Annotated in this window: 21 protein-coding genes; 13 read left to right on the top strand and 8 right to left on the bottom strand. The window is 71.3% G+C overall.

The window, feature by feature from the left end:
* The first annotated feature begins 120 nt into the window (after positions 1-120).
* Positions 121-855: a lysophospholipid acyltransferase family protein gene (locus tag OG792_RS24310; RefSeq protein ID WP_329102582.1), complete on the top strand. Its 735-nt coding sequence runs from the start codon at positions 121-123 to the stop codon at positions 853-855.
* A 52-nt stretch (positions 856-907) separates the two neighbouring features.
* Here the strand turns inward: OG792_RS24310 and OG792_RS24305 are convergent, their stop codons facing one another.
* Complete coding sequence (locus OG792_RS24305; RefSeq protein ID WP_329111409.1) at positions 908-4,492, bottom strand: ATP-binding protein; 3,585 nt, start codon at positions 4,490-4,492, stop codon at positions 908-910.
* Between the two features lie 309 nt (positions 4,493-4,801).
* Between OG792_RS24305 and OG792_RS24300 the strand changes: the two genes are divergently transcribed.
* Positions 4,802-4,996 (top strand): hypothetical protein, encoded by a 195-nt coding sequence (locus tag OG792_RS24300; RefSeq protein WP_329102580.1) that lies wholly within the window; start codon positions 4,802-4,804, stop codon positions 4,994-4,996.
* Between the two features lie 106 nt (positions 4,997-5,102).
* On the opposite strand, the gene OG792_RS24295 is transcribed toward OG792_RS24300, so the two are convergent.
* Positions 5,103-5,795 carry a Crp/Fnr family transcriptional regulator gene (locus OG792_RS24295; RefSeq protein WP_121155877.1) on the bottom strand — a complete coding sequence of 231 codons (693 nt, stop codon included), beginning with the start codon at positions 5,793-5,795 and terminating at the stop codon, positions 5,103-5,105.
* A gap of 361 nt (positions 5,796-6,156) precedes the next feature.
* On the opposite strand from OG792_RS24295, the gene OG792_RS24290 reads away from it, so the two are divergent.
* The 4 genes from OG792_RS24290 (at position 6,157) to OG792_RS24275 (ending at position 9,229) form a co-directional block, all read left to right on the top strand.
* Positions 6,157-6,651 (top strand): polyadenylate-specific 3'-exoribonuclease AS, encoded by a 495-nt coding sequence (locus OG792_RS24290; protein ID WP_329102575.1) that lies wholly within the window; start codon positions 6,157-6,159, stop codon positions 6,649-6,651.
* 192 nt (positions 6,652-6,843) lie between these two features.
* Entirely contained in the window at positions 6,844-7,872 is a 1,029-nt protein-coding gene (locus OG792_RS24285; protein WP_329102573.1) for a 6-phosphofructokinase, read from the top strand.
* A gap of 136 nt (positions 7,873-8,008) precedes the next feature.
* Positions 8,009-8,827, top strand: a complete 819-nt coding sequence (gene proC, locus OG792_RS24280; protein ID WP_329102571.1) for a pyrroline-5-carboxylate reductase — start codon at positions 8,009-8,011, stop codon at positions 8,825-8,827.
* A gap of 51 nt (positions 8,828-8,878) precedes the next feature.
* Positions 8,879-9,229 carry a DUF2203 domain-containing protein gene (locus OG792_RS24275; RefSeq protein WP_329102569.1) on the top strand — a complete coding sequence of 117 codons (351 nt, stop codon included), beginning with the start codon at positions 8,879-8,881 and terminating at the stop codon, positions 9,227-9,229.
* A 42-nt stretch (positions 9,230-9,271) separates the two neighbouring features.
* On the opposite strand, the gene OG792_RS24270 is transcribed toward OG792_RS24275, so the two are convergent.
* Both OG792_RS24270 and OG792_RS24265 read right to left on the bottom strand, forming a co-directional pair.
* A complete protein-coding gene (locus tag OG792_RS24270) occupies positions 9,272-9,973 on the bottom strand; it encodes a class F sortase (protein ID WP_329102568.1) in 702 nt (233 codons plus the stop codon).
* On the bottom strand, positions 9,970-10,878 hold the full coding sequence (locus OG792_RS24265; protein ID WP_329102566.1) for a DUF4397 domain-containing protein: 909 nt from the start codon (positions 10,876-10,878) through the stop codon (positions 9,970-9,972). Before OG792_RS24265 ends, OG792_RS24270 begins: the two co-directional genes overlap by 4 nt.
* Before the next feature lie 122 nt (positions 10,879-11,000).
* On the opposite strand from OG792_RS24265, the gene OG792_RS24260 reads away from it, so the two are divergent.
* The gene (locus OG792_RS24260) at positions 11,001-11,906 is read left to right on the top strand and encodes an alpha/beta fold hydrolase (RefSeq protein ID WP_329102564.1); all 906 of its coding nucleotides are present in this window, start codon (positions 11,001-11,003) and stop codon (positions 11,904-11,906) included.
* Between the two features lie 230 nt (positions 11,907-12,136).
* Here the strand turns inward: OG792_RS24260 and OG792_RS24255 are convergent, their stop codons facing one another.
* Positions 12,137-12,979, bottom strand: coding sequence for an alpha/beta fold hydrolase (locus OG792_RS24255; RefSeq protein WP_329102562.1), 843 nt, complete (start codon positions 12,977-12,979; stop codon positions 12,137-12,139).
* A gap of 131 nt (positions 12,980-13,110) precedes the next feature.
* Positions 13,111-13,599 (bottom strand): glutathione peroxidase, encoded by a 489-nt coding sequence (locus OG792_RS24250; RefSeq protein ID WP_329102560.1) that lies wholly within the window; start codon positions 13,597-13,599, stop codon positions 13,111-13,113.
* Positions 13,600-13,739: 140 nt separating this feature from the next.
* Between OG792_RS24250 and OG792_RS24245 the strand changes: the two genes are divergently transcribed.
* Complete coding sequence (locus tag OG792_RS24245; protein ID WP_329102558.1) at positions 13,740-15,386, top strand: glycosyl hydrolase family 18 protein; 1,647 nt, start codon at positions 13,740-13,742, stop codon at positions 15,384-15,386.
* Between the two features lie 524 nt (positions 15,387-15,910).
* Here OG792_RS24245 and OG792_RS24240 read toward each other — a convergent pair.
* Together OG792_RS24240 and OG792_RS24235 are read right to left on the bottom strand one after the other, a co-directional pair.
* Positions 15,911-16,108: a DUF397 domain-containing protein gene (locus OG792_RS24240; protein ID WP_329102556.1), complete on the bottom strand. Its 198-nt coding sequence runs from the start codon at positions 16,106-16,108 to the stop codon at positions 15,911-15,913.
* Complete coding sequence (locus tag OG792_RS24235; RefSeq protein WP_329111407.1) at positions 16,101-16,970, bottom strand: helix-turn-helix domain-containing protein; 870 nt, start codon at positions 16,968-16,970, stop codon at positions 16,101-16,103. The genes OG792_RS24240 and OG792_RS24235 overlap by 8 nt, the downstream gene beginning before the upstream one ends.
* A gap of 353 nt (positions 16,971-17,323) precedes the next feature.
* Here OG792_RS24235 and OG792_RS24230 point away from each other — a divergent pair, with 353 nt between their 5' ends.
* The 5 genes from OG792_RS24230 (at position 17,324) to OG792_RS24210 (ending at position 21,143) form a co-directional block, all read left to right on the top strand.
* Positions 17,324-17,596 (top strand): hypothetical protein, encoded by a 273-nt coding sequence (locus OG792_RS24230; protein ID WP_329102554.1) that lies wholly within the window; start codon positions 17,324-17,326, stop codon positions 17,594-17,596.
* 105 nt (positions 17,597-17,701) lie between these two features.
* Entirely contained in the window at positions 17,702-17,875 is a 174-nt protein-coding gene (locus OG792_RS24225) for a hypothetical protein (RefSeq protein WP_329102552.1), read from the top strand.
* Between the two features lie 183 nt (positions 17,876-18,058).
* Positions 18,059-18,553 (top strand): hypothetical protein, encoded by a 495-nt coding sequence (locus OG792_RS24220; RefSeq protein WP_329102550.1) that lies wholly within the window; start codon positions 18,059-18,061, stop codon positions 18,551-18,553.
* 156 nt (positions 18,554-18,709) lie between these two features.
* Complete coding sequence (locus tag OG792_RS24215; protein ID WP_329102548.1) at positions 18,710-20,116, top strand: class II 3-deoxy-7-phosphoheptulonate synthase; 1,407 nt, start codon at positions 18,710-18,712, stop codon at positions 20,114-20,116.
* Positions 20,109-21,143, top strand: coding sequence for a threonine aldolase family protein (locus OG792_RS24210; RefSeq protein WP_329102546.1), 1,035 nt, complete (start codon positions 20,109-20,111; stop codon positions 21,141-21,143). The genes OG792_RS24215 and OG792_RS24210 overlap by 8 nt, the downstream gene beginning before the upstream one ends.
* Positions 21,144-21,175 lie beyond the last annotated feature (32 nt).

The raw sequence follows: 21,175 nt of genomic DNA, 5'->3' as shown, positions 1-21,175 counted from the left end.
AGGCGCGGGTTCCGGGAGTGCGTTGTGGCGCGCCGTACTCGCTTCGTAGGCTCATTCCCGACAGATCCGCCCGCAGAGCCGGCCCGGTACGGACACGGAACCGGCTCGGGAGGGACGCCCGTGCTGTACTGGCTGATGAAGTACGTCATCCTCGGGCCCTGGCTGAGGCTGATCTTCCGGCCGCAGGTCGAGGGGAGGGGGAACGTCCCCGCGACGGGTCCGGCGATCATCGCGGGCAACCATCTGTCGTTCGCGGATCCGGTCCTGATGCCGCTGATGGTGAAGCGAAAAGTGACCTTCGTCGCAAAAGCCGAATACTTCACCGGCCGAGGGCCGAAGGGGTGGCTGATCCGAGCCTTCTTCGTCGGCACCGGCACCATCCCGGTCGACCGCGGCGGCGGGCGGGCCGCCCGAGCCGCCCTCGACACCCAACTGCGGGTGCTGTGCGCCGGCAACCTCGCCGGCATCTACCCCGAGGGCACCCGCTCACCCGACGGCCGGCTCTACCGGGGCAAGACCGGGGTGGCCCGGCTGGCGCTGCACAGCGGCGCCCCGGTCGTACCGGTGGTGATGCTCAACGCGGACGAGATCCGACCGCCGGGCAAACTGATCCCCCGCCCCAAGCGGGTCAAAATCAGGTTCGGCGCCCCGCTGGACTTCTCCCGCTACGCCGGGCTGTCCGGCGACCGGTTCGTCGAGCGCGCGGTCACCGACGAGATCATGTACGAGCTGATGCGGCTCTCCGGCCGGGAGTACGTCGACGTCTACGCCCAGCAGGTGAGGAACCGGCAGACCCGAGCCGGTGCCGGGACACCGCCCGAGCCGGCCGAGCCCGTCGACCCACTCGCCGCCTGAGCCCCCGAACCGGCCCCCGGCGTCGCCCGTACGGGGCTGCCGGGGTGGCGGCTCAGGAGGCGAGCACCGGTGACCAGCCGCCCGCGCCACCCTGGTTGCCGCCCAGCCGGAGCAGCCCCGGCGCCTGGTTGCGCAGCGCGAACGCGCGTACCTCGGCGAGCGTGACCTGGGCGGTCGCCCGCTCACCGGAGCGGCTCAGCTCACCGCCGGCCAGCGCCAGCGCCAGCATCCGGTCGGTCACGTCCGGGATCTGCGCGTAGATCTCCGCCGCGGCCGCGTACAGCTGGGCCGCGCGGGGGTGGTCACCGTCTGCGGCGGCCACCGCCGCGGTCACCGTACGCAACGCGGCCTCCGCCCAGGGCGTACGGTGCGTGACCCGGTCCAGCATCCCGCGTACGCGTACCGCCTGGTCCCGTCCGGTCAGCGCGGCGGCGTACGCGGCCGCGGTGATCCACTCGCCGCTGGCCAGCGCCGGCACCTTCGACCAGGAGTCGGCCAACTCGTCGATCAGCTCGACCACGTCGGCACTGCGGCCCTGTAGGGCGCGACAGAGCGCGGCCGGGCCCAGCACGGTCCAGTGCAGCCGGTGGAAGCCACTGCGCCGAGCGGTCTCCAGCGCCTCGGCGATGTCGTCGGCCAGCGGCACCGGCCTCGCCCCGGCCGGCACCGGACCCGGCGGGGCGGGTGCGTCCTGACCGTTCGGGACCGGTTCGCCGCGCAGCACCCGCAGGCAGGCGCGCAGGCCCCGGACCTGCATGTCCCAGCGGCCGTTCTCGGTGTCGACGAACGCGTCGGCGGCGGCGAGCAGCTTGCCGAACTCCCCGTTGAAGTACGCCCGCATCGCCTCGCCGGAGTAGCCGGTGGTGAGCGTCTGCTCGTCGCCCTGTTCGGCCGCGGCGGCGGTGAGCAGGGCGTTGGACTGGACCCAGTCGCCCTCCTCCAGCATCGCGTAGGCGAGGTTCTGCATCGCCCGGGTCAGCGCCTGGAGCTTGTGGGTCCGGCAGAACTGCACGGCGGCGTGCAACTCGTCCAGACCGGTCCGGTCACCGGCGTAGTAGCGGGTCGTCGCCACGGTGATCCGGGCGTTGGTCTGCGCCTCGACCAGACCGAGTCGTTCGGCGATGTCGGCCGCGGCACCGGCGGCGGCGAGCGCCGGATCACGCTCCATGTTGAGCATGTGCAGCCGGCCGAGTTCGGCGTACGCCTCGGCCTTGTGCTCGGTGTCGGGCAGCGCGTCGAACAGCTCCACCGCCCGGTCCAGGCAGGTCAGTGCCGTTGCCCGGTCGGCCCGCAGCCAGGCCGCGTGCCCGAGCAGGGTCCACGCGCGGGCGGCCGAACCCTGGTCGTTGATCGCGTACAGCCGGTCGGCGAGCGCGGTCAGCTGCTCGGTTCCGCCGGCGGAGAGGAACGCCCGGCCGTCCCGGAAGAACGAGATCTCGGTGCTGAGCAGTTCGAGTTGCAACCGGTCGAGCTTGTCGTCGAGGCCGGCGAGTTGCAGCGCCCGGCCCGCGTGGTTGGCCGCGGCGTCGAGGGCGTGCAACGCGTACGCCCGGCGGGCCGCCCGGTGCAGCGCGTCCCGGGCGGACGGGGCGTACCGCTCGGTGTCCACCCCCAGGGTGCCGGCGATCTCGTGCGCCGCCCAGCGGTGGTGCGCCAGCACCTCGGCCAGGTCGGTGTCCCGGCTGCGCGACAGCGCGTCCAGCCAGTCCGCGGTGCGCTCGTGCCGGGCCACCCGCTCGGTACGCGGCAGCCGCTGGTAACACACGTCGCGGACCAGCACGTGGCGGAACCGGAACTCCGGTTGACCGGCCATGATGGATCCGGACTGCTCGTGCACGAAGTCGCGCTGCTCCAGCCGGCGCAGCGCCCGTTCCACCGACTCGACCGGCTGGCCGAGCGCGGAGGCGACCGCACCGGGCCAGAACTGCATCCCGACCACCGAGGCGGCCAGCAGCACCGTACGGTCGGTGACATCGAGCAGGTCGACCCGGTTCGCGATGACCGCGTGCACGCTGTCCGGCATCGGCAGGTCGTGCCGCTTCTCCAGCGACCAGCCCCGCCCCGACTGGCGCAACGCGCCCTGCTCGATCAGCATCCGGACGTACTCGTAGGCGTAGAGCGGGTTGCCGTCGGCGACCTCGACCAACGGGCTGAGCATGTCGGCGGAGAACGCGGCCTGACCGAACATGTGCGCGTACAGCGAGGCGATGCCGGTGTTGCGCAGCGGCGGTAGGTTGATCGTCAACGACGAGGTGATGCTCGCCGCCCAGCTCGGCTCCCGGTCGACCAGCTCCGGTCGGGCGGTGCAGAGCAGCAGCAGCGGCACGTCCCGGGCGGAGGCGCCGAGCAGTTCCACGAAGCGCAGCATCTGCTCGTCGGCCCAGTGCAGGTCCTCGAAGACCAGTACGGTCGGCCGCCGGACGGCCAGCGCCACCAGTAACCGGCGCCAGGCCGACTCGGTCTCCTCCACCGGCAGCGCCGGCCCCGGCAACCCGACCAGCGGGCGCAGCGCGTCCACCACCCGGGCCCGTTCACCGTCGGTGCCGACCAGTTCGCCGACCGCCGACTCCAGCCGTTGCGCGGCCACCGACGCCGGGTCGGTGTCCAGGATGCCCGCCTCGGACTTCACGATGTCGGCCAGCGCGGCGAAGGTGACGTTCTCGCCGAACGGCGGGCACCGCCCGGTCCGCCAGGTGACCCGCTCGTCGATCAACCGGTCGGCGTGCCGGAACAGCTCCCGGACCAGTCGGCTCTTGCCGATGCCGGCCCGACCGAAGACGGTGACCACCTGCGGGATCTGTTCGCGGGCCGACCGGTGCAGCGCGTTGACCAGCAGGCTCAGCTCGTGTTCGCGGTCGATCAGCGGGGTCGAGTCGAGTTCCCGGTCCGGGTGCTGCCGGCGTACGGGTGCCAGTGCCAGCCACACCTCGGTCGGTGACGACCGCCCGCGCAGCGTCACCGGCGGCTGCTCGTCGTACCGGATCGCGTTCTTGGTCAGCGTGTACGTGTTGCCGCAGACCAGCACCCCGCCGGGCGGTGCCACCGACTGCATCCGGGAGGCGGTGTTGACCACGTCACCGGCGACGATCGCCTGACCGCCGTCGCGGGCGGCGGCGACGTCCACCAGGGCCTCACCGGTCGCCACCCCGACCCGGAACCGCAGCCCGCCGGCGTCGGCGGGGGCGAACCGGGCCAGCACCCGTTGCAACTCCAGTCCGGCCCGGACACACCGCAACGCGTCGGTCTCGGTCGCCACCGGGGCACCGAACAACGCCATCACCGCGTCCCCGATGTACTTCTCCACCACCCCGCCGTACTGGCCGACGACCCGGCGGGCGGCCGAGAAGAAGCTGGTCTGCATGCCCCGGACCAGTTCCGGGTCGGCGCGTTCGACGTACGGGGTGAAGTCGATCAGGTCGACAAAGAGGACACTGACCCGCCGCCGGTCCTCCTGTGGCGTCGCCGCCGGCCGGGCCCCACCCGGGCGGGGTTTGCCGCAGGACGTGCAGAACGCCGCGTTGGTGGCGAGTGGTCGGTCGCAGTGCGGGCAGGCGGGAACGAGTTCGTTGCCGCAGCCGCCGCAGAAGCGGTCCTCGGCTGCGGCGATCCGGCCACACTTGGCACACGGAGCGGAGATTGCGTCCTCCTACCGCAGTCGGGTCGGGTGGGGTCGGGCTCTGCCACCGCCAGACGGAGCGCCGGCCGCGGCACGGTGGCGAACCGGGGTGCCGCTGCCCGGCTTGCGGTGTGCTGGCCGGGTTGCGGCTTGCCGGCCGTGTTGCGGGGTGCTGGCCGTGTTGGTCGCCAACGCCGAGTATCGCCGGTCCGTGCCAGTGTCGGGAACCGGGCTGTTGGCTAGCAGACACTCGTTCGGCCGGCTGACGCAAGCGACCGCCGGCTACAGTCGGGCAGCCAAGTGATCGAGCGATGTTAGGGAGATACGTCGATGGTGTACGTCCAGCTGGTGCAGGGGTGGACCGACGAAGCGGGCGTCAACCACCCCGCGGGCGAGATGGTCGATGTGGACGCTGCGACCCTGGCCCGCCTTCAGGCCGAGGGGATCGTGGGCGAGGCTGGCGGTGGCGCCGGCGGCGGTGGCGTCGGCACCGACTGGGTCGGCCCGACCAGCACCAAGCCCTGATCCTCGGGCTGCCGCGTCTTACGGCACGAAAGCGTGGGGTTCCGCAGGGTCGCCGAGAGCGACCGGCGGGACCCCACGGTTCGTTCGGTTGGAAAACGTACGCCGATCAGCGGTCGGACATGCCCGCCCGGCGGCGCAACGCCCCCACATCGGTCACCACTATCCGGCGTCCCTCGGTACGCAGCCATCCCCGGCTGGCGAAGGAGCCGATCGCCTGGTTCACGCTCTGCCGCGAGCCGCCGGCCATTTCCGCGAGCTGACTCTGGTTCAGCTCGATCGTGATCATCGGCGCCTGGCTCTCGCCGGCCAGCCGGACCAGGGTCTTGGCCACCCGGCCGGGCAGGTCGAGGAAGACGTGGTCGGCGTTCTGCTCGGTGAGCCGGCGGATCAGGCCGCCCAGCGAGCGCATCACCGCGTCGAGGATGCGCGGGTTGGAGTGGACCAGCTCCATGAAGGCGCCGCGGGACAGGGCGAGCGCCGTGCAGTCCTCGATCGCCTCGGCCGACAGCGAGCGGGTGGAGGCGTCCAGCAGGGACACCTCGCCGAGTACGTCGGGCGGCCGGATCACCGACAGCACGGCGCGCTCGCCGGTCGGTGCCGTACGGAAGACGACCACCGCGCCGCGACGCAGCACGATGAGTGACTCGCCGGGGTCGTTCTCGACGAACAGCAGTTGGCCCTTGCGATAGGTACGCGGCACCGCGGCAGCGATCACCCGCTGCCGTACCTCCGGTTCCAGGCCGGCGAACATCTGTACACCCGTGAGCGCGTCACCCGGCTCCGGAAGGCGAACCTCCAAGGCTCAACCCCTCACAGTCTGCTTTCGGTCGAGGCTCTCGCCCCCGAGAGCAACATGATCTGACACCGGATGACCTGTCCGGTAGCGGTACACATCAGATCATGACGGTCCTGTCGCGTGCTGTACACCCCTCGAATCGCTTCTGTGACAGTCCTGCGTCCTGGCGAACGGCATTCTTGTGCTCAGATCCGCCGCTGGGTGGGGGCTGTACGGGGGCGTGGCGGGTTGGGGTCGCGGGGCGCCGCGACCGGTCGGACGGCGAGCCTACCGCGCCGCCGTCCGACCGGTCGCGTGGGCGACCGGGGTGGGGGGTACGCCCCCGGCGCCGGCACCCCGGAGCGGGTGGGCAAGGATGGCGGGGATGGTTTACCGCTATTTCTACGACTGCGAATTCATCGAGGACGGCCGGATCGTCGACCTCGTGTCGATCGGCGTCGTCGACGAGTACGGCCGCGAGTTCTACGCCGTCTCCACGCAGTTCGACGACTCCCGAGCCGTGCCCTGGGTCCGGCGCAACGTGCTGGACAAGCTGCCGTCGCCCGGTGACCGGGTCTGGCGTTCCCGCGAGCGGATCCGGGACGAGCTCTACGACTTCCTGACCGAGCCCGTACGCGGCCGGCCGGACGAGAAGCTGGAGCTGTGGGCCTGGTACGCGGCGTACGACCACGTGGCGCTCGCGCAGCTCTGGGGGGCGATGCCGGCACTGCCCCGGGAGATCCCCCGGTTCACCAAGGACCTGCGCCAGCGCTGGGACGACCAGGGGCGCCCGCCGCTGCCGGACGCGGCGGCGGAACGGCACGACGCGCTGGTCGACGCCCGGCACAACCTGGCCCGGTGGCGGGCCATGGGCGGCTGAGCCCGGCTCGTGCCGGCCGGGCCCGGTTCCGGGCCGGCGGTGCCGTGAGGCGTGCTGGCTTGCCTCCGGCGCGACGACTACAGTGCGCATTGACGGCCCGCCCCGGGCCGGCAACGACGCCGATGGTCTGACGTGACTTCGCTCCTGGGGCTGAATTGGGCTTACCTGAAGCTCCTGGAGGATGAGCAGATCATGCGTATCGGCGTGCTCACCGGCGGCGGTGACTGCCCGGGTCTGAACGCGGTGATCCGAGCGGTCGTGCGTAAGGGTGTCGCTACCTACGGTCACGAGTTCGTGGGCTTCCGCGACGGCTGGCGCGGTCCGCTGGAGGGGCTGACCAAGCCGCTCGGCATCGACGAGGTGCGGGGGATCCTGCCCCGCGGCGGGACCATCCTCGGCTCGTCCCGGACCAACCCGTTCAAGATCGAAAACGGGGTCGAACGGATCAAGGACAATCTCGCCGAGCAGGGCGTGGACGCGCTGGTCGCGATCGGCGGCGAGGACACCCTCGGCGTCGCGACCAGGCTGACCGAGCTCGGCGTCCACGTGGTCGGCGTACCGAAGACGATCGACAACGACCTCAACGCGACCGACTACACGTTCGGCTTCGACACCGCGGTCAACATCGCGATGGAGGCGATCGACCGGCTGCACACCACGGCCGAGAGCCACCACCGCACCCTGGTGGTCGAGGTCATGGGCCGGCACGCCGGCTGGATCGCGCTGCACGCCGGCCTGGCCGGTGGCGCCAACGTGATCCTGCTGCCGGAGCGGCAGTTCGACGTGGAGCAGGTGGCCACCTACGTCGAGAAGCGGTTCCAGAAGCAGTACGCCCCGATCGTGGTGGTCGCCGAGGGCGCCCAGCCGCTGGACGGGCAGATGGTTCTGCACAACCAGGAGCTGGACTCCTTCGGTCACGTCCGGCTCGGCGGCATCGGCCAGTGGCTGGCCGGCGAGATCGAGGCCAAGACCGGCAAGGAGGCCCGTACGGTCGTGCTCGGGCACATCCAGCGCGGCGGTACGCCGACCGCGTTCGACCGGGTGCTCGCCACCCGGCTCGGCCTGCACGCGATCGACGCCGTGAACGACGGTGACTGGGGCAAGATGGTCGCCATGCAGGGCACCGACATCGTTCGGGTGCCGCTGGCCGAGGCGACCCGCGAGCTGAAGACCGTACCGATCGAGCGTTACGAAGAGGCCGAGGTCTTCTTCGGTAGCTGATCGGCCGTACCACCCGGCCGGGGTGGACTCCGTCAGCCGGTGCGAGCCGGCGGGGTCCACCCCGGTTCGGTGCGACCGGCGCGACCGCGTGCCGGCGCGGGATCGGAACCGGCACGGGGCGAGGATGGGGGATCGGATGGCACCGGGAGCGCACACGGTGGCCGTGATCGGCACCGGGAAGATCGGCGAGCTGATGCTCTCCGGGTTGCTGCGGGCCGGCTGGCCGGCGGGCCGGCTGCTGGCCACCACCCGGCGGCAGGCCCGCGCCGAGGAACTGGCCACCCGGTACGGCGTCCGGGTGGTGGACAACCTGTCCGCGGTGGCCGAGGCGGACGTGCTCGCCATCTCGGTGAAGCCGCAGGACGCGGGCGCGCTGCTGGACGAGATCGGCGCCAAGGTACCGGCCGACAAGCTGGTGATCTCACTCTGTGCGGGCCTGCCGACCGGCTTCTTCGGCCGGCGGCTGCCGGAGGGCACCCCGGTGGTCCGGGTCATGACGAACACCCCGGCCCTGGTCGACCAGGCGATGACGGCGATCTCCGCCGGCCCGTACGCGACCGGGGCGCACCTGGCCCTGGCCGAGGAGATGTTCACCCCGCTGGGCGCGACCATCCGGGTGCCCGAGTCGCAGCAGGACGCCGTCACCGCGCTCTCCGGTTCCGGCCCGGCCTACTTCTACCTGCTGGTCGAGGCGATGATCGACGCAGGCATCCTGCTCGGGCTGCCGCGCCAGGTCGCCCACGACCTGATCGTGCAGACCGCCATCGGCTCGGCCACCATGCTCCGCGACTCTGGTGAACATCCGGTGAAACTGCGGGAGGCGGTCACCTCGCCGGCCGGCACCACCATTTCGGCGATCCGGGAGCTGGAGAAGCACGGCGTACGCGCCGCGCTGCTCGCCGCGCTCGAAGCGGCCCGCGACCGGGCCCGGGAGATCGCCGCCCAGAGCGACTAGCCGGGTCCGGGGTCGACCCGGTATGGCGATCGGTGGCCCATACTGTCCGGTGTGTTCACCCTCGCCCAGGCCAGTTACCTGATCGCCACCCTGCGCCCCCGGATCGACGAGCTGATCACCCTGCGCGCCGACCTGGCCGAGCTGCGGGCCGATCTGACCGGCGGCGGGCTGAGTCCGCTCGGTGGCATGCCGGAGCTCAAGGCGCTGGAGGCGCGGCTGCACGGCATCCTGGAGGAGCTCAACGAGCACGAGATCCAGGTCAAGGGCTTCGCCCCGGTGCTGCTCGACTTCGCCGGAGAGCGCAAGGGCCGGCCGGTGCTCTGGTGCTGGCTGGAGGGCGACGACGACATCCGCTGGTACCACCGGGCCGACTGCGGGTTCGCCGGCCGCCGGCGGCTCTGACTCGTCCGATCTGACCCGTCCGGGCCGGCGGGAACCCGGTACCTACCGATCGGCGATCGCGTACACGACCAGGTTGTCGCGGTAGTGCCGGGTGCGGTCGTCGAACGGGCCGGTGCAGGTGACCAGGCGCAACTCCGGGCCGGGGGTCGGGCCGTACACCTCGGCGGTGGGGAACTCGTCCTTGTCGTGTCGGCTGCTGGCCACCACCACGAATCCGATCCACCGCCCTCCGCGCCGCACCTCGACCCGGTCGCCCGTGCGCAGTTCGTGCAGGCGGTAGAAGACGGCGGGGCCGGTGGTCGAGTCGACGTGCCCGGCGATCACCGCCGGGCCGGTGTCGCCCGGTGCCGTACCGGCGCCGAACCAGCCGGCCCGGGCGTAGTCGGCCGGCGCGGCGAGTTGCCCGGACCGGTCCAGGCCGAGCACGGCCAGGGACGAGTCGACGCCGATGCGCGGTATCCGTACCCGGTCGGGTGGCCCGGTGGGTGCGGCCGGGTCCGGTTGCGGCGGCCGCGCGCCGGTCGACGGGCAGCCGGTGCCGCAGCCCGCGCGCCACACCCCGGCCGTGGTCGCGGGTCCGGTGCCGGCCCGACCCAGCCCGGTGCCGGTGACCAGCGCGAACACCAGGACACCGACGCCGAGCAGGACCGGGAGGACCCACCGCGGAGGCTTGCCCGCCGGTCCGGGCCACCGCCCCCGGTGCCGCCTGATCTCGGCGGCACGGGTGGGCGGTGCGCCGTTCACCAGGTGCGCCGCGCGCGGCGTCGGACCAGCAGCACCACGGCCGCGGTGAGCACCGCGAGCAGCGTGCCGGCCGCGACTGCGGCGGCGACCAGCGGGTAGTCCCGACCGGCCGGCTCGTCCGACGCCCGGGTGCCGACCGCGTTCCGGGCGCCGCCGGCGCCGGTGTCCACGCCACCGGCCGGCACCACCTCGCCGCCCCTGGCGTCGATCCGCAACTCGGTGGTGAGCCCGCCCTGCTCGGCGTCGAGCACCAGCAGTGAGTAGACCGTCCCGGCGGCGAGCCGTACGTCGGCCGTGGTCGGGGTGCCGCCGGTGCTGTTCAGCCGCAGCTTCCAGGAGCCCGGTTCGACCTGCGAGTAGGGCGTGGTGGTGGCGAACGGGACGGCGTCGGCGATGGTGGGCCCGTCGGCGGCGGCGACGTCGATCACGGGTGCCCGGACGGACGCCTGTACGACGCGTACCTTCGCCCGTCCGGCGGCCGGTGCGCTGATGTCGTCGTCGAGCACCCGCAGCCCCAGGTCGGCGTAGCGACCCACCCCGGCCACCGTGTACGCGTCCCCGGCGGTCACCGCCACCTCGGCGGTCAGCACCGGTTTGCTGCTCGCCGGGGCGCCCGCCTGCCGCATCGCGACCGCGTACCGGCCGACCGGCAGTGACAGGTAGCCCGAGACCACCCCGTACCCGACCGCGGGGAAGACCCGGGGTTCGGCCGAGCCGGTCGCCGCAGCCAGGTAGACGTCGACGGCCGGGGTGTCCGGGGACAGGTGCGCGAGCCGGACGTAGCCCACCCCGGCGGCACCGGCCGGCGCGGCCGCCAACGCGCTCAGGCCCAGGCCGAGCAGGGTGACCGAGCCGAACGCCAGGGTCCGCCGGAGCTGGCGGGCGAGCGGTCGGGAAATGCGCATACTGCCTCCTTGGTATGGCGGGCGCCGGTTGAGCGTTTCCGCACCAAAGAGTCCCGTTCATCGGACTTCGAGGCAAGTCCAGCACGGCAAGTAATCAAATCGTTACCGAAGGATATTGCCTGGTGGGGGCGTTGCCGGCCGAGAATTCGGGGCAGTGGGCTGGGCCGGGACCCACCCACGAGGGGGTGCCGATGGTGGCGGTCGGTGACTGGCGCACGGTGAGTCGGAACGGCGTACGGCTGGCCTGCCTCGACCGGGCCGGCCCGGAACCGGCGGTGCTGTTCCTGCACGGCCCGGCCGGCCACGCGGGGCAGTGGGACGCGAGCGCCGCCGCCCTCGACGGCTCCCACCGGGTGCTGGCCCTGGACCAGCGCGGCCACGGCCGCAGCGCGCGCCGGCCGATCCAACTGACCCGCTCGGCGTACGTCGCCGATGTCGCCGCCGTGGTCGGCGCGCTGCGGGCGGCCCCGGTGGTGCTGGTCGGGCACTCCCTCGGTGGGCACACCGCGATGCTCACCGCGGCCCGTTATCCACGGCTGGTCCGGGCCCTGCTGGTGGTGGACGCCTCGCCGGGCGGTGACCCGGAGACCCCGAGGAGGATCGGCGAGTGGTTGTCCGGCTGGCCGGTGCCCTTCCCGTCGTACGCCGACGCGGTGCGCTTCTTCGGCGGCGGTGACCGGGGTCGGGCCTGGGCGGACGGGCTGGCCGAGGAGGCCGACGGCTGGTGGCCCCGGTTCGTGCCGGAGCTGATGGTCGAGTCGGTGCGCGAGTCGTCGGCCCGGCCGTTCTGGGCCGACTGGTCGGCGATCCGTTGCCCCACCCTGCTGGTCCGCGCCGGCCGGGGAGTGGTCGGCGTGGACCAGGCCCGGCGGATGCTGGCCCGGCTGCCCGGCAGCGAACTGGTCGAACTGCCGGACGCCGGTCACGACCTACACCTGGAACGTCCCGGAGCCTGGCACCGGCTGCTGCGCGAGTTTCTCGACCGACTCGGGCCCGAACCGCATCCAGGACAACCCCCGCACGGCTAACCGCCTACAGCAGCAATCCCCAACCTCCACCGACCCCTGCCCACCGATATCGTCGACGATCTTGCACTTGTGGCGCCCGGATTAGGACCCTCATCCGGATTTGTTCGCCACCACAAGTGCAAGATCGTCGCGCCGTCTGGTGTGCGGCGGAGGAGAGGGGGCGATCTGCTGCTGGCCCGGCCGGAACTGGTTGCCTGGATCGCCGACAGCGTGCGGGCGATGGCCGGCTACTACCCCGCCGGGTAGTCCGGCGTTGGCTGCCCGGCGGGGTGGTCCAGCCGTGGTCCACCGACCGCGGCGGTGCACCGGGCCAGCCAGTCCAGGGTCAGCCCGCGAAACGCCTCCGGCTGCTCGAACGGCAGGTAGTGCCCGGCCTCGGCGAGCAGGGCGTAACTCGCCGCCGGGTAGCTGGCCAGGGCGCGAAACTGGTCGGCGTACCCGGCGATGTAGTCCTGGCGTCCGGCGATCAGGCTGGTCGGTCCGAGGAAGGCCAGCGTGGAGCCCTCGTCGGAGAGCTGGTAGCCGGTGTCGCGCAACCGCCCCAGGTACTCCTCGTCGCCCGGCCCGGACGCGGTCAGCACCGTCGCCACCCGCTCGGCCGTCTCCCTGGTCCGGTTGCCCAACGCCACCGACAGGTGGGCACGCAGGTCCGTCGGCACGTCGACCAGCCACTCGACCTCCTCGCTGACCACCGGCGCCACCGGCAGGTCCCGGTTACCGGGCAGGATCCGGGTGCCGTGGCAGACCAGCAGCAGGCCGGCCACCTGCTCCGGCCGGCGTCTGGCCAGCCCGGCGGCGAGGTAACCGCCGTAGGACCAGCCGACGACCAGGAACCGGGCGGCGCCGATTTCCCGCTCGACGAGGTCGGCGACCGCGTCGAGCACGCCGTCGGAGTTCGCCGGGCCACCCGGCGACCGGCCCGTTCCCGGCAGGTCGGGGTAGATCCGGCGCAGCCCGGTGGTCGCCGCCACGGCCGGCTCCAGCGCGGCGACCATCGCCGAGCCGGGCAGGCTGAAACCGGGCAGGCACAGCACCGGCAGACCCGTTCCGTGGGTTTCCGCGACCAGGCTCATCTGCTGAGCAAAGCACGTCCGCCCGACCCGCCCGGTGCGATTCTGCGACCAGCGAAGTAATCGCCCGGCGCCGTCGTCAGCCGGGGTGGTGCCCGAGGTACGCGAGCACCCGGGAGTCCCGTGGGGGTGCGTCAGTTGGGCAGGGCGCGCTCGATGGCGGCGGTGAGCTCGGCCGACTGCGGGTCGGTCTTCGGGCCGAACCGGGCGGCGACCGTGCCGTCCGGGGCGACCAGGAACTTCTCGAAGTTCCACCGGATGTCGCCGGTGTAACCGTCCGGGTCGGGGGCGTCGACCAGTTCGGCGTAGAGCGGGTGCCGGTCCGGGCCGTTCACCTCGATCTTCTCCGTCAGCGGGAACGTGACGCCGTAGTTGGTCGAGCAGAACTCGGCGATCTCGGCGGACGTGCCGGGTTCCTGGCCGGCGAACTGGTTGCTCGGTACGCCGAGCACCACCAACCCCCGATCGCCGTAGCCGTCCTGGAGCGCCTGGAGGCCGGCGTACTGCGGGGTGAGGCCGCACTTCGATGCGACGTTGACGACCAGCACCGCCTTGCCGCGGTGCTGGTCGAGCCCGGCCGGGCCACCGCCGAGGGCGTCCAGCTTGATGTCAAAGATCGTCATGGCGTGAGGTTACCCGCTGACCTGCTCGTCCGCCGACATCCGGAAATCGAAACATGGACATCTTGACGGAGTGGTGAACCCGTGAGTAGCGTCTCACCAGGTATTTGGAAAGTTTCCTAACTGTTTTGGGGAGACGCCACATGAGAAGTTCCCTCCGTCGGGCGTTCTGGGCCGGCGCCGTGGTCGCGGTGGCGGTCGCCGCCGTCCCGGTGACCGCGGCCTTCGGCGCCGGAAACGTCACCACAACCTTCGTGGCCGCCTCCGACTGGGGAACCGGTCACGAGGCCCGCGTCACGATCACCAACGGCACCGACGCCTCGCTCGCCACCTGGCGGCTTGAGTTCGACCTGCCGGCCGGCACCACCATCGGCAGCTTCTGGGATGCCGACGTGACCCGGACCAACAACCACTATGTGGCGGTCAAGAAGAGCTGGGCCGGTGCGATCGCGCCGGGTGCCTCGTTCTCCTGGGGCTACAACGGCACCGGCGCCTACCGGGCCCCGCTGAACTGCACCATCAACGGCGCCTCGTGCGGCGGCGGCACCCCTCCGCCCACCACGCCGCCGACCACCCGGCCGCCGACGACCCCGCCGACCACTCCGCCCACCACCCCGCCGACCACCCGGCCGCCGACCAACCCGCCCACGACTCCGCCGACCAACCCGCCGCCGGGCGGCAAGAAGGTCGTCGGCTACTTCGCGCAGTGGGGCGTCTACGGCCGGAACTACCACGTCAAGAACATCGTCACCAGCGGGTCCGCGGCCAAGCTGACCCACATCATGTACGCCTTCGGCAACACCACGAACGGCCAGTGCACGATCGGTGACAGCTACGCCGACTACGAGAAGGCGTACACGACGGCGGACAGTGTGGACGGCGTCGCCGACACCTGGGACCAGCCGCTGCGCGGCAGCTTCAACCAGCTGCGCAAGCTCAAGGCGGCGTACCCGAACATCAAGGTGATCTGGTCGTTCGGTGGCTGGACCTGGTCCGGCGGCTTCACCCAGGCCGCGGCGAACCCGACCGCGTTCGCGAACTCCTGCTACAACCTGGTCGAGGACCCGCGCTGGGCCGACGTGTTCGACGGCATCGACATCGACTGGGAGTACCCGAACGCCTGCGGCCTGACCTGTGACGCCAGCGGTCCGAACGCGTTCAAGAACGTGATCCAGGCGCTGCGTACCCGGTTCGGTTCCTCCGCCCTGGTCACCGCGGCGATCACCGCGGACGGCACCAACGGCGGCAAGATCGACGCCACCGACTACGCCGGGGCGATCAACAACCTCAACTGGCTGATGCCGATGACGTACGACTACTTCGGCGCGTTCGCCGCGCAGGGCCCGACCGCCCCGCACTCGCCGCTGACGTCGTACACCGGGATCCCGACGGCGGGCTTCTACTCCGACGCGGCGATCCAGAAGCTCAAGAGCAAGGGCATCCCGGCCAGCAAACTGCTGCTGGGTATCGGCTTCTACGGCCGCGGTTGGACCGGGGTTACCCAGGCGGCACCGGGCGGCAGCGCCACCGGGGCGGCACCGGGCACCTACGAGGCGGGCAACGAGGACTACAAGGTCCTCAAGAACACCTGCCCGACCACCGGTACGGTCGCCGGCACCGCGTACGCCAAGTGCGGCAGCAACTGGTGGAGCTACGACACCCCCAGCACCATCAACGGCAAGATGTCGTACGCCAACAACCAGGGTCTGGGTGGTTCCTTCTTCTGGGAGCTGTCCGGCGACACCAGCAACGGTGAGCTGATCACCGCCGTCAAGAACGGCCTCGGCTGAGCCGACGGCTGACGTAACACCGATGTAACACGTAGCACCAGCAGCAGTAGTAGTGCAGTGCTTCGGCCGACCCGCGCGCCCACGGGTCGGCCGAAGCTCGTTCCGGGGTGCCGCGCGGAAAACGCGTCGAGGTCGGCCGGCTGCCCCGATGGCGCCTTGCCGGTTGCGGCGGTTCGGGTTGGCCCGGTGACCGGTCTCCGGCCGGCCCGCGCCCACGGGTCGGCCGGAAACCGGCGCTGGGCCAGCAGAACAAAGAAAGCCCGCAGCGTCAACGTCCGCCGACCGCCCGGCGCCGGGAAATCCCCATCGGACGACCGCCGCGGGCGCGCCTACGCCGAGGTACGCCGATCGGTTGCCAACCGGGGAACGGTCCAGGATGACCAACCATTGCCGAACAATTCAGAGCCCGACCGCCCGTGACCTGTTCGTTCGGGTCGAATGAGGATCGGGACCACCGATCGGTCAGCGGTAAAAAAGGGGGAAGCCCCCGGCGGCAACGCCGGGGGCTTCCCTTCGGACTGTCGTCAGCTGGCCGAGGTCTTGGCGAAGCCGACGAACGCACTCCAGGCCGCCGACCCGAAGGCCAGCGTGCCGCCGTCACGGTCCTTGGTATCCCTGACGAATACGTGGCCCGGCAGGTTGTCGGCGACCTCCACGCACGCACCGCCGGAACCGTTGCTACGACTGGACTTGCGCCAATGGGCGCCGGTCAGCTCACGCATTCTCAATCTCCTTGGCAATCATCGCAATTTGGTCGGCTGACCGGCCTGGGTCCAGGGCCAAGTCTTCAAGCGCCTTCCACGCGCCATCGTACGTTGCAACCTCGCTTGGCTTGTCCAGATACAGGGCACCCGTCAGTGACTCGCAGTAGACGGTGGTCGGCTCCGGGGTGCGGACCCCGACCGCCGGGAAGTCGAGGATGATGAACTGGCCGCCGGTCAGCGCGTAGTTGAGCCGGGCGAGCGTGGGCACGACCCGGATGCTGACCCGATCCGTGTGCCCCTGTTCGTTCAGGTGCCGGAGCTGCCGTGCCATTCCCGGCACCCGCCGACGGAGCGTGGCCTCGTCGAGCAGCACGTCAAGTTGCGGCGGCGCGGGTGACGTGCGGCGGAGCAACTGCTGGCGTTCCATCCGTACGAAGACCAGACGGTTGACCTCCTCGTCGGGGATCCCGGGGTGGGAGCGCAACAGTGCCTCGGCGTACTCCCTGGTTTGCAGGAGTCCCGGCACGGACGCCGGCTCGAAGTGGCGCAACCGGGAGGCTGCCGACTCCAGGCCGACGTACAGCTCGAACCAGCTCGGGATGGCCGCGCCGTGCGCGTGCCACCAGCCCTTGGCCTTGGTCTCGGCCGCGAGCGCGATCAGCGCCTCCGTCATCTTGGCCGGTACGCCATACGCCGCGCACATCGACACGACGTTGGCCCGACGTACGGCGGCGTACCCACCCTCGATTCGGTACATCGTCGCCCGGGACCACTCTTGATCTCTTGCCGCGGCCTCAAGGGTGATCCCCGCTTGTTCGCGAGCCTGTTTCAGGTACCGCCCCAGTTGTCTACGCGGTACGGACGATCCCGTATCCGTCATTCGTCCCCCTGTCTCAATTTCCTGCATCCGGCAACCGATTATGCGACGGCGGGACGTCGGGTGACGACACAGCGACTACTTATTTTGGATTGTCGCAGCGCTGACCATTGCAATTAGTGGAAGTTGCCGTACAGAGTGGACCGCATGCGGTTGTCGAGCCACGGGACGGCCGCGGTCGACATCGAGGATATGTGTATCGGGGGCGACGCAGTCTCCGACCTGGTCGGGCATGACGGAGTGAGCCATGGAAGCTCCGTACATCTGTCCCTGAAATAGCTGTAGATCTGCCATACGAATAACGATTCCCGCATTCTCCACGAACGTTTTCGAGGCGGAGAACTGGAGTGTGCCCGGTGACCGACGATGACGACGACCTGATCGCCCCGCATCGTCCCGGCGCGGACTGGCGCTGCCGCGACGACGACGGGGAGTGGCCGTGCCCGATCTTCCGGCGCCGGATGTGGGTGCTCTACCGCGACGACCGGGACCGCCTGCCGACGTTCATGGCGCACTTTCGCGATCGGGCGGCACCCGTGCTGGTGGAGCTGACCACCGAGCAGCTCGATGCCCGGTTCGTCGGCTGGACCGACGCCGCGCCGATCCGCCGCCGGCTGCGTTCGGTCTGACCGGTGCCCCAAAACGAGATTGCCCCGGAGGTTGAAGTGGTTATCGAAGTGCCAAGCAGGTGCAGCCACTGCCGTCACGTATTTTCCGGGCTGACGGTGGGCCGGGTGGCACCCTTCCACGACGAGGTGGGCACCGCCAAGACCTGCTTCGGCTCGGGTGCCCGGACCATCCCGGTGGATCCCGTCGGCCCGTCGGCGGGCCGGAGCGAAACACCCCGCTCGCGGTCGGTCGACCCCGGTGGGGCGCGGCAACCCGCCGAGCGCCGTGTCGTCCGCTGACTCGGGCCGTGCCCGGACCTCGCGATGCCCGTACGACGGGCACCGGCCCGTGTCGCGCGGGCCCGGCGGCCGGCCGTCGATGCCCGGCCGCCGCGGGTCGTTCGGCGCCTGGCCGCAGGGGTGATCGATGTGTCAGACTCGCCGCTCGGCGTAATTCGCAGGAAGTCGAGGAGGGGGAACTCGATGGACGTCCCACGACGGCGCGCGGCGGTTCTGGTCGCGGTGCTGGCAATGTTGCCGCTCGGCCTGGGTGCCTGCGGCCTCGGCGGTGATGACGGCGACGGGGCTCCGGTGATCCCCGAGGACGGCCCGGAGAAGTCGCGGGCGGTGGTGCAGGCGTATCTCGACGCGATGACGACCAAGGACGTGGCCGCCGGGCGGGGCCAGCTCTGCGTGCCGATGCAGGCCGCCTTCGACCAGGCCGCGACCGGCCCGAACGGCGACTTCGCCGATCACTTCAAGGTCACCGAGGCGACCATCACCGACGTACGCCCCAACGGCGGCCAACTGGAGGTCAGCACCTCGATCTCGGCGCTCGCCGGCAACGGGGCGGCGACCCCGGCCGAACTCCTGTTCACGGTGGCGAAGGCCGAGGCCGGGTGGTGCATCGCGAACGAGACGGTGGCCGGCGCCAGCGCGGCGGGGCCGTCGCCCAGTGCCGGTGGCACGACCTCCTGAGCCAGACCGGCTGACCGGGCCGCGCGGCGACTCGACCGGGCGGCCCGGCAGGATACCCGGACATCGGGTACGGCGGCGGCCAATACACCTCCCACGGGTCGGACACGGCCGACCTCAGTGGCGACCTGCCCCGCGTGTCGCCGTACGCTTTTCTCCATGCGCCATGAGTGGCATCAGCTGAGCTACCCCACGGTGGGTAACCTAGGCCCGCAGACCAGCCGTCCGACCGACGATTCCGCCGAGGACGTGGCCCTCGGGCTGGACCGGTGGCGGGACATGCCGCGGGCCCAGACCCCGCCGTGGCCCGACCAGAAGGCCGTCGACGAGGTCTGCGAGGTCCTCTCCACGGTGCCGTCGGTGGTCGCCCCGTATGAGGTTGATCACCTCCGGGTGCAGCTCGCCCAGGTGGCCGAGGGCAAGGCCTTCCTGCTCCAGGGCGGCGACTGCGCCGAGACCTTCACCGACAACACCGAGAGCCACCTGCTCGCCAACGCGCGCACCCTGCTCCAGATGGCGGTCGTGCTGACCTACGGGGCGTCGCTGCCGGTGGTCAAGGTTGCCAGGGTCGCCGGGCAGTACACCAAGCCGCGGTCGCTGCCGACCGACGCGCGCGGGCTGCCGGCGTACCGCGGAGACATGATCAACTCGCTGGAGGCGGTGCCGGAGGCCCGGATCGCCGACCCGCAGCGCATGATCCGGGCGTACGCCAACTCCTCCTCGGCGATGAACATGCTCCGGGCGTACCTCGCCGGTGGCCTGGCCGACCTGCACGCCGTGCACGACTGGAACAAGGGCTTCGTCCGCGACTCGGCGGCCGGTGAGCGCTACGACGCCATCGCCCGCGAGATCGACCGGGCGGTCGCCTTCATGCGCGCCTGCGGCGTGACCGACGACGAGGCCCTGCGCACCGTCACCCTCTACTGCTCCCACGAGGCGCTGGCCCTGGAGTACGACCGGGCACTCACCCGGGTCTCCGACGGCAAGGCGTACGGCCTTTCCGGCCACTTCCTCTGGATCGGCGAGCGGACCCGGCAGATCGACGGCGCCCACATCGACTGGATCTCCCGGATCGCCAACCCGATCGGCGTTAAGATCGGCCCCGGCACCACCCCGGACCAGGCGATCGAGCTGTGCGAGAAGCTCAACCCGAACAACATTCCGGGCCGGCTCACCCTGGTCAGCCGGATGGGCAACCACAAGGTCCGCGAGGCCCTGCCGGCGATCGTGGAGAAGGTCACCGCCGCCGGTGCCAAGGTCGTCTGGCAGTGCGACCCGATGCACGGCAACACCCACGAGTCGTCCAACGGCTACAAGACCCGCCATTTCGACCGGATCGTCGACGAGGTGCTCGGCTACTTCGAGGTGCACCGCGGCCTGGAGACCCACCCCGGCGGCATGCACGTCGAGCTGACCGGCGAGGACGTCACCGAATGCCTCGGCGGCGCCCAGGCGATCGCCGACGTGGACCTGCCCGACCGGTACGAGACCGCCTGCGACCCGCGCCTGAACACCCAGCAGTCGCTGGAACTGGCCTTCCTGGTGGCGGAGATGCTCCGTGGCTGACCCGCGACCGGTCGACCTGCGCTCCGACACGGTCACCCGCCCGACCGCCGCGATGCGGTCGGCGATGGCGCAGGCCGAGGTCGGCGACGACGTGTACGGCGAGGACCCGAACGTCAACGCGCTCGAAGCCGAGGTCGCCGCCCTGTTCGGGCACGAGGCCGCCCTCTTCGCCCCGAGCGGGACGATGGCCAACCAGATCGCCCTCCAGGTGCTGGTGCCGCCGGCCGGTGAACTGCTCTGCGACGCCGACGCACACATCGTCACGTACGAGATGGCGGCAGCCGCCACGTACGGTGGCATCTCCACCCGTACCTGGCCGGCGGTCGGCGCCGACGTCGACCCCGACCAGGTTGCCGCCATGATCCGTCCGGACGGTTACTGGGCGGTGGCGACCCGGGCGATCGCGGTCGAGCAGACCCACAACCGGGGCGGCGGCGGGGTCATCCCGCTGGACACCCTGCGCCAGCTCCGCCGGATCGCCGACGACGCCGGCATCGGGCTGCACTGCGACGGAGCCAGGATCTGGCATGCGCACGTCGCCGACGGGGTGCCGCTGGCCAGCTACGGCGAGCTGTTCGACACCATGTCGGTCTGCCTCTCCAAGGGGCTCGGCGCACCGGCCGGCTCGGTTGTCGTGGGCAGCGCGGAGAAGATCGAACGGGCCCGACTGATCCGCAAGCGGATGGGCGGCGGCATGCGGCAGGCCGGCATCCTCGCCGCCGCCGGCCGGCACGCGCTGGCCGGACACGTCGACCGGCTCGCCGAGGACCACGTACGGGCGGCCAGGCTGGCCGAGGCGCTGGCACCGTACGGTGTGCTGGCCGGGCAGGTACGGACCAACATCGTGCCGCTGGACCTGACCAAGTTCGCGCTCGACGCACCGGCGTTCGGGGCGGCGGCGCGGGCCGAAGGGGTGCTGGTCTCGGTCCTCGGTCCGCGGATGGCTCGGTTGGTTACGCATCTTGATCTCGACGATGCCGGGGTGGAGCGGGCTGTCTCCGTTCTCACCTCGATCTTCCGGCGCTGACGTTTGTCGTGGGGTGCGCGGTCCGGGATTTG

Source organism: Micromonospora sp. NBC_01699 (genome assembly GCF_036250065.1).
In the GTDB taxonomy this organism is placed as follows: Bacteria; Actinomycetota; Actinomycetes; order Mycobacteriales; family Micromonosporaceae; genus Micromonospora_G.
Note: the sequence above shows the minus strand (reverse complement) of the source record. Positions and strands in the feature narration are given on the sequence as shown.

What these genes read in the sequence shown, in the direction of transcription:
- OG792_RS24300 (WP_329102580.1), top strand. Translation starts at nt 4,802, where the DNA reads ATGGTGTACGTCCAGCTGGTGCAGGGGTGGACCGACGAAGCGGGCGTC.
- OG792_RS24290 (WP_329102575.1), top strand. Translation starts at nt 6,157, where the DNA reads ATGGTTTACCGCTATTTCTACGACTGCGAATTCATCGAGGACGGCCGG.
- OG792_RS24285 (WP_329102573.1), top strand. Translation starts at nt 6,844, where the DNA reads ATGCGTATCGGCGTGCTCACCGGCGGCGGTGACTGCCCGGGTCTGAAC.
- proC (WP_329102571.1), top strand. Translation starts at nt 8,009, where the DNA reads ATGGCACCGGGAGCGCACACGGTGGCCGTGATCGGCACCGGGAAGATC.
- OG792_RS24265 (WP_329102566.1), bottom strand. Translation starts at nt 10,878, where the DNA reads ATGCGCATTTCCCGACCGCTCGCCCGCCAGCTCCGGCGGACCCTGGCG.
- OG792_RS24255 (WP_329102562.1), bottom strand. Translation starts at nt 12,979, where the DNA reads ATGAGCCTGGTCGCGGAAACCCACGGAACGGGTCTGCCGGTGCTGTGC.
- OG792_RS24250 (WP_329102560.1), bottom strand. Translation starts at nt 13,599, where the DNA reads ATGACGATCTTTGACATCAAGCTGGACGCCCTCGGCGGTGGCCCGGCC.
- OG792_RS24245 (WP_329102558.1), top strand. Translation starts at nt 13,740, where the DNA reads ATGAGAAGTTCCCTCCGTCGGGCGTTCTGGGCCGGCGCCGTGGTCGCG.
- OG792_RS24240 (WP_329102556.1), bottom strand. Translation starts at nt 16,108, where the DNA reads ATGCGTGAGCTGACCGGCGCCCATTGGCGCAAGTCCAGTCGTAGCAAC.
- OG792_RS24235 (WP_329111407.1), bottom strand. Translation starts at nt 16,970, where the DNA reads ATGACGGATACGGGATCGTCCGTACCGCGTAGACAACTGGGGCGGTAC.
- OG792_RS24220 (WP_329102550.1), top strand. Translation starts at nt 18,059, where the DNA reads ATGGACGTCCCACGACGGCGCGCGGCGGTTCTGGTCGCGGTGCTGGCA.
- OG792_RS24215 (WP_329102548.1), top strand. Translation starts at nt 18,710, where the DNA reads ATGCGCCATGAGTGGCATCAGCTGAGCTACCCCACGGTGGGTAACCTA.